This is a genomic window from Maribacter confluentis, assembly GCF_030505015.1.
Taxonomy (GTDB): Bacteria; Bacteroidota; Bacteroidia; order Flavobacteriales; family Flavobacteriaceae; genus Maribacter; species Maribacter sedimenticola.
Window position 1 is genome coordinate 3,350,979 of the sequence record NZ_JAUKUC010000001.1, and the last position, 12,457, is coordinate 3,363,435.

General features: G+C 32.5%; 16 protein-coding genes. 6 read left to right on the forward strand and 10 right to left on the reverse strand.

Annotation, left to right across the window (positions count from 1 at the left end):
- Positions 1 to 79: 79 nt before the first annotated feature.
- Positions 80 to 931, reverse strand: coding sequence for a universal stress protein (locus Q2T41_RS14540; protein ID WP_304436655.1), 852 nt, complete (start codon positions 929 to 931; stop codon positions 80 to 82).
- A gap of 127 nt (positions 932 to 1,058) precedes the next feature.
- Here Q2T41_RS14540 and Q2T41_RS14545 point away from each other — a divergent pair, with 127 nt between their 5' ends.
- The gene (locus Q2T41_RS14545) at positions 1,059 to 1,460 is read left to right on the forward strand and encodes a hypothetical protein (protein WP_304436656.1); all 402 of its coding nucleotides are present in this window, start codon (positions 1,059 to 1,061) and stop codon (positions 1,458 to 1,460) included.
- 42 nt (positions 1,461 to 1,502) lie between these two features.
- Here Q2T41_RS14545 and Q2T41_RS14550 read toward each other — a convergent pair whose 3' ends face one another.
- Both Q2T41_RS14550 and Q2T41_RS14555 read right to left on the reverse strand, forming a co-directional pair.
- Positions 1,503 to 2,336, reverse strand: a complete 834-nt coding sequence (locus Q2T41_RS14550) for a universal stress protein (RefSeq protein ID WP_304436657.1) — start codon at positions 2,334 to 2,336, stop codon at positions 1,503 to 1,505.
- A 1-nt stretch (position 2,337) separates the two neighbouring features.
- Complete coding sequence (locus Q2T41_RS14555; protein ID WP_304436658.1) at positions 2,338 to 2,649, reverse strand: HPF/RaiA family ribosome-associated protein; 312 nt, start codon at positions 2,647 to 2,649, stop codon at positions 2,338 to 2,340.
- Between the two features lie 121 nt (positions 2,650 to 2,770).
- Between Q2T41_RS14555 and Q2T41_RS14560 the strand changes: the two genes are divergently transcribed.
- Positions 2,771 to 3,223: a DUF2267 domain-containing protein gene (locus Q2T41_RS14560; protein ID WP_304436659.1), complete on the forward strand. Its 453-nt coding sequence runs from the start codon at positions 2,771 to 2,773 to the stop codon at positions 3,221 to 3,223.
- A gap of 171 nt (positions 3,224 to 3,394) precedes the next feature.
- Here Q2T41_RS14560 and Q2T41_RS14565 read toward each other — a convergent pair whose 3' ends face one another.
- Positions 3,395 to 3,985 carry a hypothetical protein gene (locus Q2T41_RS14565; protein WP_304436660.1) on the reverse strand — a complete coding sequence of 197 codons (591 nt, stop codon included), beginning with the start codon at positions 3,983 to 3,985 and terminating at the stop codon, positions 3,395 to 3,397.
- A 218-nt stretch (positions 3,986 to 4,203) separates the two neighbouring features.
- Between Q2T41_RS14565 and Q2T41_RS14570 the strand changes: the two genes are divergently transcribed.
- Entirely contained in the window at positions 4,204 to 4,842 is a 639-nt protein-coding gene (locus Q2T41_RS14570) for a WG repeat-containing protein (protein WP_304436661.1), read from the forward strand.
- Positions 4,843 to 4,954: 112 nt separating this feature from the next.
- The gene (locus tag Q2T41_RS14575) at positions 4,955 to 5,626 is read left to right on the forward strand and encodes an FMN-binding protein (protein ID WP_304436662.1); all 672 of its coding nucleotides are present in this window, start codon (positions 4,955 to 4,957) and stop codon (positions 5,624 to 5,626) included.
- Positions 5,627 to 5,735: 109 nt separating this feature from the next.
- Here Q2T41_RS14575 and Q2T41_RS14580 read toward each other — a convergent pair whose 3' ends face one another.
- The 6 genes from Q2T41_RS14580 to Q2T41_RS14605 all read right to left on the reverse strand — a co-directional run bounded on the left by Q2T41_RS14580 (position 5,736) and on the right by Q2T41_RS14605 (position 10,082).
- Positions 5,736 to 6,014: a zinc ribbon domain-containing protein gene (locus Q2T41_RS14580; protein ID WP_304436663.1), complete on the reverse strand. Its 279-nt coding sequence runs from the start codon at positions 6,012 to 6,014 to the stop codon at positions 5,736 to 5,738.
- Between the two features lie 82 nt (positions 6,015 to 6,096).
- Complete coding sequence (locus tag Q2T41_RS14585) at positions 6,097 to 6,741, reverse strand: hypothetical protein (RefSeq protein WP_304436664.1); 645 nt, start codon at positions 6,739 to 6,741, stop codon at positions 6,097 to 6,099.
- Positions 6,732 to 8,444 carry an adenosylcobalamin-dependent ribonucleoside-diphosphate reductase gene (locus Q2T41_RS14590; protein WP_304436665.1) on the reverse strand — a complete coding sequence of 571 codons (1,713 nt, stop codon included), beginning with the start codon at positions 8,442 to 8,444 and terminating at the stop codon, positions 6,732 to 6,734. Before Q2T41_RS14590 ends, Q2T41_RS14585 begins: the two co-directional genes overlap by 10 nt.
- On the reverse strand, positions 8,441 to 8,836 hold the full coding sequence (locus Q2T41_RS14595) for a DUF302 domain-containing protein (protein WP_304437457.1): 396 nt from the start codon (positions 8,834 to 8,836) through the stop codon (positions 8,441 to 8,443). Before Q2T41_RS14595 ends, Q2T41_RS14590 begins: the two co-directional genes overlap by 4 nt.
- A 26-nt stretch (positions 8,837 to 8,862) precedes the next feature.
- Positions 8,863 to 9,828 (reverse strand): 1-phosphofructokinase family hexose kinase, encoded by a 966-nt coding sequence (locus Q2T41_RS14600; RefSeq protein WP_304436666.1) that lies wholly within the window; start codon positions 9,826 to 9,828, stop codon positions 8,863 to 8,865.
- Positions 9,829 to 9,932: 104 nt separating this feature from the next.
- Positions 9,933 to 10,082 carry a hypothetical protein gene (locus tag Q2T41_RS14605; protein ID WP_304436667.1) on the reverse strand — a complete coding sequence of 50 codons (150 nt, stop codon included), beginning with the start codon at positions 10,080 to 10,082 and terminating at the stop codon, positions 9,933 to 9,935.
- A 229-nt stretch (positions 10,083 to 10,311) separates the two neighbouring features.
- Here Q2T41_RS14605 and Q2T41_RS14610 point away from each other — a divergent pair, with 229 nt between their 5' ends.
- Together Q2T41_RS14610 and Q2T41_RS14615 are read left to right on the forward strand one after the other, a co-directional pair.
- Positions 10,312 to 10,707, forward strand: a complete 396-nt coding sequence (locus tag Q2T41_RS14610; protein ID WP_304436668.1) for a CBS domain-containing protein — start codon at positions 10,312 to 10,314, stop codon at positions 10,705 to 10,707.
- Positions 10,708 to 11,021: 314 nt separating this feature from the next.
- The gene (locus tag Q2T41_RS14615; protein ID WP_304436669.1) at positions 11,022 to 12,443 is read left to right on the forward strand and encodes an MBL fold metallo-hydrolase; all 1,422 of its coding nucleotides are present in this window, start codon (positions 11,022 to 11,024) and stop codon (positions 12,441 to 12,443) included.
- Positions 12,444 to 12,457 lie beyond the last annotated feature (14 nt).

Sequence of the window (12,457 nt, forward strand, 5' to 3'; positions counted from 1 at the left end):
ATTAGTTAAAAATATTTCTCTCATAACTTCATTGCAATGACATAGGTCATTAGAAATATGTGAGAAAATATAATTTGTTTTACCCTTGAAGCGATAGAAGTGGAATGCTCGTTTCAAAACTCACTTCTTCTACCGTGGTATCGAAAAATAATTTTTGTAATAGATTATAATCTTTTGAAATCATTATGATCAAATCTGCATTTAGGCTTTTTGAGAATGATTGAATTCCATGTTCTATCTTTTTAGACACTATCCTGTGAAAGCTGACATTATTCGGTATTTTTAAAGAGAGACGCTTTGCAAATTGTTTTTGAAGTACTTCTATCTTTCTTGAAAGCGGAATATTTGATTTGGTAACATATAATAAATTAATATGTGCATTGTTAGAAGTTATATATTTTGAAATTTTTAGTAAAGTGGCATCATCATATGTAATCATAAAATCAATTGGTAATACTACTTGTTCAAAGACCTTGAATTTTGTATTGTCTGGAACTACGAGTGCATCACATTCTACATTTGTAATTACATCGCCAGAACGGCTACCAATGAAAAACTCTTTAATTTCAGAAGCGCCTTTGGTACCCATTATGATGAGCTCTATATTCTTTTCTTCAATATGTCGTTGAACAGAAGATAAAAAATAGCCTTGTTCGCAAATTGATGTAAAATGATGATGTTCTTTTTTTGAGGATACTGCCATTATAAACTTTTCTAAGTTTTTTAATTTTTTATTTATGGCTTTCGGCTCTAATTCAACTAGAATATTTGTGCCAAACTTATAAATAGGCTTTTCTGTAAATTTTGAACCATCAATGTTGACGTAAAGTAAATAGAACTGGCAAGGAGTTTCTTTAAGAAAATCAAGTGCATAACGTATGGCATTTTTTGAATTCTTTGAAAAATCTGTAGGAATCAAAATTTTTTTCATAGTTCTTACTTTTTCATTTCATTCCATGAAAAATACTTATGATAATAGGTAATAACAATGATTTTAATCATTGATGTTTTAGCTAGTACATTTTATTTTTAAAATTTTCAACTATAATTTACTGCAAATGGAAAATAGGTATCAAATTAAGAATGAGCTTTATAAAAACTTAGGCAAATTGTTTTACGCGGTTGCTATCTGTGATGGAAGTGTTTATTTAAAAGAATGGGATAAAGTTGAAGAAATGGTAAGAAAGTATTGGCGTAAGGTCGATGAATTTAAAGATAGTAAAGGTGCTGATTTAGCAAATCAAATTGAAATTGTTTTCGATTGGCTTTTAGAATATGAAAAAACTAGCGATGAATGTTTTGAAGAATTTAGAGAATTCTATGAAAAAAATCCACAGGTCTTTACTAAAAAAATCAAATCATTGATTAAGAAAACCACTAAAGCAATTGCCAATTCGTTGTTGAAGAAGAATAAATCGGAAAAAAAGATTTTAAATAGAATCGATGTGTTATTAAAATAGAATGTGGGTATAACGATTATTTAACTTGGTATTGCTCAACAGCTACTTAGATTTCAAAGTTAATACAGGCAAATTGGCATGGTTGGCTATATCTTCTCCAATGCTTCTACTACCTAAAAGAAAATGGGCAAAAGGTTTTCTACCTCTTGTTGGTATGGCCAGAATATCGAAATTACCTTTTTTGGAATAGTTTATTAGTCCGTGCTCTACACTATAATCATTGTAGATAGTAACTTCTTGTTCACTAGTATTTGACTTATAAAAGAATTTTGATAGTCGTTCTGCAATTTCACTAGTACTGTTAAAATCATAATATGGCGTATTAATATAGATTAAATCTAAATTTGCAGAAAAACTAGCCGCAAACTCCCTTACATTTTTATAGGCTAAAATGGAACTTTCTTTGAAGTCGCATGCGAATAATATGTTTTCAACTTTAAAATTGGAATTTGGTGTTTTAATTACAAGAACAGGTACTTCTGATGATCTTACTACTTTTTCAGTGTTGGATCCAACAAATACATCGCCTAGACCACTGGTTCCATGGGAGCCCATTACAATAAGGTTAATATTCTGCTCTTGGGCCACGGTATTCAACTCTTTAAAATCTTTATAATTTTGAATAATTTCTCTGACTTTTATATGTTTTAGATAGGTTTGATTCAAAAAAGGCTTAAAACGTTTTCTGGCAAGGTCCATGTAATACTTTGCTTCTTCAGATTCTTGGGCTTCATCTTTTGCAAGAACTGCTTCAGAAATGCCCATCATATGCAGTACAATGATTTCTGCCTGTAATTGTTTAGCGATTTTAGCTGCAATACGTAATGCATATTCAGAATGTTTTGAGAAATCTACAGGGACTAATATTTTTTTCATGTTAAATGGCTTTTTTACTTTGTTCAAATTTCTCTTTGCGTTTTCTTAATTGGCGTTCTAGATCTCTTACTGTATTGGCGGCAGATTTTTCAAAATTGTTTTCGTTAGATTTTGCAAAAATTCTTGGACCTGGTGCACTTAATTGAATTTCACAGATTTTATCATTGCCATCTGTACTATTTCCTAGTTTAAAAAAAACTTCTGCTCGAATGATAAACGGATATTTGTGCTGAAGTTTTTGAAGATTACGGGTTACTATTTCACTTAATGAGTTGCTTTCAGGCATATGAATGTATTGGAAATTGACGGTCATAGATTTATTTTTTGGTTATCTTCAAAAATATTAAGACTGTTCTTTTCTTAAAATGACCTGTGTCATTTCATTACCTAACTAAAATTTTAAAATTTATGTTTCATTATAAAAACATACTATCATGGCACTTAACTTTAATAAATATGCAACAGAGGGTATTACTTTTTTAAAGGACTATTCCAAAGAAATGAATATGGCAAATGACCCTGATAAAGCAGGAAGAATTTTTACGGCAATTATGCACGCACTTAGAGACATTATTCCAATAGAGGAGTCATTACAGTTTATATCTCAATTACCCATGTTTCTTAAGGCGGTCTACGTTAATGGTTGGGCAATTAAGAAGAATAGGCCCAAAATCAAAAATATGGCAGAGTTCTTAGATTTGGTTCGGTCACATGATTACCCGGCTGCAGCTAATGACTTTGAATATAACGATGAGATAGCAGAACGCTATGTAGACACAACTTTTATATATCTTAGAAAATATATTTCATTGGGTGAAATGGAAGATTTGCGAGATAGTTTACCCAAAGATTTAAAAAGTATGATATATTTGAACATGATGTTTTAAAAAATAACATTATTTACAAGGAATAGTAAGTTTATGTAAATAATAAGGTAGTTTATTGTTAATCGGTATATTATAAAATTAGATTTGTCTATTATTTACCATTCCTTGCCAATCATCCATAATTCATTTTAAAATTAAATTGATATTATTTTTTAGAAATGGCTCGGGCATTTATTTTATAATACCTTCTTTTTCCAGTTGAAGAATTATTCTTTTAACGTAATCTTCAATAGTTGAAGTTATGTTATTTGGATCAACAATATCAAATGTACCTACCCAAACTAATGATTTGTCATCAATGCTCTTTATATCATAAATAGAAGTTTCTATATGAAATATTTTGTAGTTTGAGTAGTACTCAGGTGTGTAGTATACATTTTGAAAACGATAATAGTATCGACCAAAACGATACCACTCATAGCCAAAAGTATAATAACCAGAGTTATAATCTTGTTTGTCATCTATACCTACTACTGCGGTAATTGCAATAGCGTCAAATCCCTTGTTCAATAACTCTTTTTTAAGGGCATCAATTTCTGATTCAGTTTTTTTTGAATCGGTAAATGTCAAGCTGATTTCTTTACTACTTTCAATCGCATTTATACCTCTAAGATAAAGGGCATTTTTCATTTTCTCCTCAAAAATTTTACGAGCCGTAAAGTTATTCGTCATACCAATAATCAACATTTTTTCGGGTTTAAAGACCGTAAGTCCCTTGTTTTTCCAACTATCAATAAACCTTGTTGAAGAGCAAGAGGTCAATAGAACAACCAGTATTATATAGCCTGCTGTTTTCATCCTTTTAGTTTGAAATTTGTACATAAAACTAGTTTGTTAACTAGCATATTAAAATGATGTAAGTCATCCTATACTCAATTACATTGGTACAATTGAAGATAAAAACGATGTTAACATGACCAGCATCATTTTTAAATGCTCTGTGGCGGAATACTTTTATTAAATCATAAAAACCAATTATCATGAAATATTTTATAGTAACAATTTTTATAGTAGTGTTTTTCATACCGGCTACGATAAGCGCACAAGATTTAAGGCATATTGATGAAATTGCGCCTTTTAGTGAAGGTTTTGCAGCTATAAGAAGAGGAGAACAGTGGGGCTTTATAAATGAAAAGGGAGATTTGGTAATACCTTTTAGGGATGATATTTATTGGGATAAAAATGCGGATACATCTAAATTAGATTTATCAGGTATACGTTATCCTATGTTTATAGAAGGTAGATGCTTAATAAGTAAAACTGTAGAGGACGGTATTACCGTTGTTGGTTTCATCGATACAGATGGAAAAGTTGTTATAGAGCCACAATTTTTAAATATTTATCCATTTAAAGATGGTTACAGCACAGGTGTCTTATTTGATAAGGCATATAAGGGTGAGAATGAGTTTAAACTAAAGATTTATGATTTAAAATTCTTTGATGTATTGGTGGATACCTCTGGTCATATTGAAGAATATTTTGAAAGACGACATAATATTCAAATGGCCAAAAGAAGATATAAATTACCACCAATTATGGCAAAGCGTTTAGTAGGTGACTTGGTAGCTTTACATATTGAAGGTGATGGCTGGGAAATTCGTAAAATAGAATACAAGTAATGTAAAACCAGCCTAATTATAATGCGATATAATTATTTTTTGTCTTCTAATGACAATGCTCTATATATAAAATTGCTGTGTTTTATTTTTTCCTAATTAAAAGCTTCACGAAATGAGAACTAAAATAATTATGCTTCTGCTTGGCTTTCTCTTGCTTAACTGTAAAGATCGATCACCTGCTATAAAAGAAATAGACAATACTGGTGTAACACAAGAAAAAGCAATTACGCCTGTTCCTTCCGTAATTACTGATTTGGGCAAATTTATCGGTATTACTTTTTCAGACTCCTTAACAGTTGATGATGTTTTTAATTTTAAAAAGATAGATTTAAATAATGTTGTTGTCAGTATTGATATGACACAATCGGTACTACTTTATAAGAAAATGACTAAGCGAGAAAAGGCAAGCTCTTTTCCAATCTTTGAAGTTAAGAATACTAGCAATGTAATTTTGCTTGTACAAGGTCTAGGATTTGGTGGTCCAATCTGGGCGATAGTTTCATTGGATACAAATACATTGGAAATTAAAAATATAGCATTTGACCATTTTGCAGAAAGCGATGGGTATGGGGCAGCAATGACTCATTCTACTTTTGAAGATGAATTTATAGGTTCAGTTATAAATTTAGAAGATGATACGTTTATGATGCAAAAAAACTTGGATAGTAGAATTGATGACGGTGTAATTATTGATGGAATATCTGGAGCTACCATGACCAGTGCTGCAGCAATTCAAATGGTCAACAAAGGATTGATGCAGTATAAAGAATACCTAAGACCTTAGAAGTTATAAAATAGAAGAGTAATTGAAACTATAAATTATAGGTTATCTTTTTTTATTATTTTTCACCTAATAGATGTAAAAGATAAAAAATAGTGCCGTTATATTTTCACTATTCCATAGGTTTTTGACCTTTCCACCTTCTCAGAGTGGGTAGGGTATTATGTGCCATAATGGTAGCATCTTCTTTTCGCATTCCTCTTTTTTCTGCAAATGCGATATTTTGTTCTATTTTCTGTTCAAGTGTAATACCGTGGTCCACAAATTTTCCTTTTACAAAACAGAATCGGCAGTAGTCGGTGTTTACGGTACTATCTTTATTGGTGCCAAAATCTATTAAGTGATGCATGGGCATTCCACAACTTTGACAAATATTGATTGATGGATTCATTTCTTTGATTTATAATTCTCACGCTAACTACCAATAAATTAGTTTTATTAACTAGCTTATTAAATGATATTGGTCAGGCTGATTATTTTTTTCGTAAAACAAATGATGCGAATAATCCTAACCCATCAAAAGCTGGATTAGTTGGATGATTGTAGCCAAGCCCATTAGACAAATGAAATCTGTTTATACCTAAAACTATTTGTTGGTTTTCCTTAATAGGTATGGCTAAACCTACACCTGGTCTTGCTGTAAAATTAAGTTTGGTACCCTGGTAAGGAAATATTTTAAACGTATAAAGTATACCACCGCCCACATCAATTAACAACTTTATTTTTCCCAAATGTAAAGGATACCACCTTAGTAGAAAAGAAGTGCCTAGTCCAAAGTTTTCTTGTCTAATTTTTAGTAAATTTTCATCTGATCTTATTACTTGAAAACCATTGGTTGTTGAGAGGTCTAAAAAACTAAAAACTGTCAAATTTTTTAATAGCATTGAACCGTAACCGGCCCTTAGAGAATAACATTCTAAAGAAGAATCAAAACCAGATACGTGCTCGAAACCTAATGAGAAAATTTTTCCTCCCTTTTTATAAAATTCACTGCTGTAATTATGTTGAGCATTTGTTACATATAAGGATATAAGAAAAGTGATTATAAAAATAAATTGTTTCGGTATTTTTTGAAAAGTATCACGTTCGTTCTTGGGTATAGATTTATTTAATTGCATATATCTTCCTTATTATATCCGCATAGTTGTAAAATTTGATTATTTCTGCTACCGTTACGGTAAATTGTAATTCCTTTCAATTTATACTTCCAAGCAGTTTTGTAGATTTCAGATACTTCTTCAAACGTGGTAGTATTCGGTAAGTTTATCGTTTTTGATACAGCATTATCGGTATATCTTTGAAAAGCTCTTTGATGTAATAAATGATACTTCCATGAAATTTCCAGACTTGTTTTAAAAAGGTTTTTTAGGTGTGTTGGTATATTTTTTACATGTTGAATACTACCCTTTTCTATAATTTCAGAACGCAGTTGTTCTGACCATAACCCCAAAGATTTCATTTTGTCAACGAATGTTGCATTTATCTCCATTTGGGTGGTATTCTCAAGTATACCAGTTCTTTTATATGCCAAAGCATAAAGCGGTTCAATTGCGTAAGAGGTGTCTGCTATTATTGAGATACTACCTGTTGGGGCTATACTATTGCACGTGGCATTGCGCAAAAGCATATGAGGGGCAAAACTACTTTGTTTCCAAGAAGGAAAGCAGCCTCTTTTCTTTGCTAACAATTGTGAGGCATTATAACTTTTTTCATGAATAAACTTCATTACAGTTTCGGCAAGTTCTACTGCTTTATTAGAAGCATATGGTATCTCGAGCATAATCAAAAGTTCTGCCCAACCCATAACGCCCAACCCTATTTTTCTATTAGCGAGCGTTATTTCTTGAATCTGTGATAATACAAAGTAATTACAACTTATGACGTTGTCTAAAATCCGAATAGCAGTGGTAATGGTTCTTTCAAGCTTTTTCCAATCTATTTCAATATTGGTTGAATTCTGTACTACCATTTTTTTTAAGTTGATAGAGCCAAGATTGCAACTCTCGTAATTGAATAACGGTACTTCTCCACAGGGGTTGGTACTTTGTATTTCACCAAGTTTATTTAGTGGATTGTTTTGATTAATCGTATCTAAAAAAATAAGTCCTGGATCGCCTGTCTTTAAAGCTTGTTCTATTATTGAGTCCCAGAGTTTTTTGGCACTCAAGGTTTTTGAAACCTTATTTGTGCGTGGGTTTACCAATTGCCAATCTATGTCATTTTCAAGGGCGTACATAAAATCATTGGTTATACCTACTGAAATATTGAAGTTCTGTAAGCTTTTAAAATCAGATTTAGAGGATATAAATTCTTCAATATCAGAATGGTTTATATTTAAGATGCCCATATTTGCGCCACGTCGTTTACCTGCTTGTTTAACATATTCGGTTGCAGTATCATATATTTTCATAAAAGAAACAGGACCGGCGGAAGAGCCTTCAGATGAAGATATAAAATCATCTTTCGGTCTAATTTTTGAAAAATTATAGCCTGTACCACCACCATTATGATGAATTAATGCAGCATTTTTAAGAGTGGTGAATATGGCATTAAGATTATCTTCAACTGGGAGTACAAAACAAGCGCTTAGCTGACCATTTGGTAAACCTGCGTTCATAAGTGTAGGACTATTAGGTAGAAATTCAAGATTACGCATTACCTTATAGAATCGATCAAACCATAAATCTTTGTTCTCATTTTCAACACTCGCTATATGTCGAGCAACTCTTTCAAAAAGATCAGTAGGTGTTTCGGTTACATCTGTGTTGCGTAAATAACGAGCTTTTAGTATCTGTCTAGCATTTGAACTTAGATTTATCATACAGAAATATTCTCTATTACTTTCTTGAGTTTTTCGCGTACGGTTTCGGCTATTCTTATTAATGCTTCGTTATCTACGGCTTTCATGGACGCCGCTGGGTCTACTGCGGCAATCTCTATAAAGTTCTTCTCCTTTTCTTGTAAAATAACATTGCAGGGTAGCATGGTTCCAATTTTGTCTTCTGCCTTTAATGCCTCATATGCCAAAGAAGGGTTACAAGCACCTAATATTTGGTAATTATGGAAGTCTACATCTAATTTCTTTTTAAGAGTAGCTTTCATATCTATTTCATTAAGTACACCAAAACCTTCCTTTTGTAGTGCTTCTTTGGTTTTTAGTAGTGCATTGGCAAATGTTGAATTCTTTAGTTGCGTTAAAAAATAATAATCCATAATATGATATTTCAAATGTTTTGTTGTTAAGCATTTACGCTCAAGTCATTCTTTATAGTAGTATTAGACATGATCCATGAATTTAATTCTTCCACATCATTTTTTTTGCACAGCTGTGTACCTTCTGTCATTGTAGCGGCTGTGCCACAGGCTACACCGAATTTAACCACTTCGGTAAAAGGTTTGCCTTGTGCCAGGGCATAGACCATACCTGCAACCATACTATCTCCTGCACCAATGGTACTTTTTTGATGCACTATAGGGGCCGCAATATATTCGACTTCTTCATTGGTGACCATAATAGCACCTTGCGAGCCTAATGAGATTACCAATATCTCACAAGTATTATTTCTAATAAATTCTTTGGCGACCTCTTCTACATCTAAAAAAGAAATACTCTTTACGCCGCAAAGCGTTGCCAGTTCCCCTAAATTGGGCTTTAATAAATAAGTGCCTGCTTGCGCACCATTTATAAGCGCTTCACCTGAGGTGTCAAGAATAAATTTTGCTTTTTCATTTTGGGCTATTTTTGAGACTTGGGCAAAATAATCTTTTGGCATTCCTGGGCAAAGACTACCGCTGGCTATCAAAAAATCACCAGGTGCTATTATCGACTCTACTTGTCGTAATGAATTTTTCCATTCGTATTCGTTCACAAAAGGACCGGGCATGCCAAATCTAAACTGTTGGTTGTTCGTTGTATCTGTTACTGATAGATTTTCACGCAACCAACCTGCAATTGGTATTACCTGTTGTTCAATCTCTAAATCAACAAGTAATTCATGCATTTGGGTTCCTGTTGGTCCACCTGCCATATACATACAGAACGATGTACCTCCAAGTTCGTTTATAACACGAGAAATATTAATGCCACCACCACCAGCTTCAAAAACCGGTGCGGCACAGCGAAGTTTACTATTCGGCTTTATACCTGCCACTGTAGTACTTTTATCAATGGCGGGATTGACGGTAAGGGTAATTATCTTTTTCATCTTTAGTCCTTTTTATTGCTATGATAGAACCAAATGTAATAGTTAGATAAAATTTTGCAAATGACTAAAGTCATTGTTAAACAAATGCTTACAAAATAAATTCATTAAAATTCTTTATATGAATGGGTTCTTGGAATTAGGTAAGATTTTGTATAAAAATTAAGATACATTGGACGTTCGCCTTGTTGCTCATATGGATTGGGTTGGTAGAGTTTGTAAATAGTGGCAACCTTGAAAAAGTAATTATAAGTCAAGGTTTAATTTTGGTCCTTATGGCCTTTGTAGTGCTCCATGAACTAGGTCATACCTTTATGTCCAAGAGCGCTTTTATCTTTTAAATTAAGTCGTGTAGAAGCTACGAATATTGCTTCGGGTATTGCACAGGGGTTGGCCATTTTATTTTTTATTGTTGGGTTATTGTTTAATCCGTTTTTAGTATTGATTGCTTTTTTTATTTTTTTCGGGGCCTACGGTGCAAATCTAATGGTAAAGCAGTATTCTATTTTAGAGGGGCATACTGCAAAAGAAGCTACACTGAACAATATTACTTTATTGAATTTGACTACAAAACTCGAAGAGGTCATAGAACTGGTTTTAACTAGTTCTGAAAAGGATTTTGTGGTTTTCGATAATCAACAAGTAGAAGGTGTACTATATCAGAAAAAAAATATAGAAAATGCACAGTCAAGATCTCTTTTAGTGGGCGATATTCTAGATAAGTCAGTTGGTTTTATTGACGCAGACACCCCAATTACCGAGGTTTTGGAACGTATGCAAAAAGAAAAGAATAATTTCTTTCCGGTTACCGAAAATGGTGAAATCATTGGTGCTATAGACAGGTCTAATATTAGCGAGCTTATTCTATTAAAAAGTACTTAAAATTAATAGATTACTTCAGATTATAGTTTTCGTCTTCTTTCTATTATTTAGATTTTGGGTTAGTGTAATTCGAAAATTCCAATACTTATTGCATCTATTAATCGTGTTAAGAAACCTCTTCTAAATGCATCTCTATGATAATTTTTACAACGGAAGACTAGAATTTTCAACCACACCATTTTTCTTGATTTTAGTATTACTGACGCAGGTCATTTCGTTTTAAAGTACTGTTTTTCAGCTTTGTATTCTAGAATATTTTAGTGTTTACAAGTTTTTTAAACTCTATTTAAGGTTAACTAAAACTACTAAAAATCATGAAAGTAGAACAAATATATACAGGCTGTTTGGCGCAAGGTGCATATTATATAGAAAGTAACGGCGAAGCTGCAATTATAGACCCATTACGTGAAATTGAACCATATATAAAATTGGCAAAAGAGCGCAACGCAAAAATTAAATATGTTTTTGAAACCCACTTTCACGCAGATTTTGTTTCAGGTCATATTGATTTGGCAAAGAAAACAGGTGCAGATATCGTTTATGGCCCAACAAGTATGAAAACTACCTATAATATTATTGTTGGTAAAGATGGGGAAGAATTTAAATTGGGTAATTCAAAAATTAGATTAATACATACTCCTGGTCATACTATGGAGAGTAGTTGTTATTTGTTAATTGATGAAAACGGCAAAGAAACATCTCTTTTTACCGGAGACACGTTGTTCATTGGTGATGTTGGTAGACCAGATTTAGCGCAAAAAGTCATAGCTGAGCTGACCCAAGAAAAATTGGCAGGGCACTTGTACGATTCGTTACGTACTAAAATTATGCCCTTACCAGATGATATAATCGTATATCCTGGCCATGGTGCCGGAAGTGCTTGTGGTAAAATGATGAGCAATGAAACTACCGATACATTAGGTCATCAAAAAAAGACCAATTATGCGTTAAGAGAAGATATGAGCAAAGAAGATTTTATTGATGCCATTCTCACTGGTTTAACACCTCCCCCAGGTTATTTTCCTCAGAATGTGATGTTGAATATACAGGGGTACGAAAGTATTGATGAAGTTGTCGAAAAAGGGACTAAACCATTAAAAGTCAATGAATTTAAATCATTATTAAAAGATGAATCAGCAATTGTTATAGATACTAGAGAAGCTCAGGTTTTTGCCAAAGAATATATTCCAGATTCTTACAATATAGGTATTGACGGAAGTTTTGCCAATTGGGTAGGAACAACTATTGTAGATGTTAAAAAGCCAATATTGATAGTTGCCGAAAAGGGTAGGGAAGAAGAGGTGGTTACTCGCTTGGCTCGAATAGGTTTTGATAACACCTTAGGATATTTAAAAGGCGGTATTAATGCTTGGAAAAAAGCCGGTAAAAAAATAGAGACCATACCAACTATAGAGGTGAAAGCACTTGCACATAAAATGATAGATGCCGATTTAAATATATTAGATGTACGTAGAGCAAGTGAATACAATAGTGAACATATTGAGGGAGCCATTAATGCTCCACTTGACTATTTAAATGATAGTATGACCAAAATAAATAAGAACAAAACATACTATGTTCATTGTCGAAGCGGATATCGTTCAATGGTTTTTGTGTCAATTCTAAAATCATTGGGGTATACTAATTTAATAGATGTTAAAGGCGGCCTAAAAGCAATAAAGGAGTTGGGAAAATTTAAACTATCCGATTATCATGAACCAACTACCATGCTTTAATTAAAATCAAACAA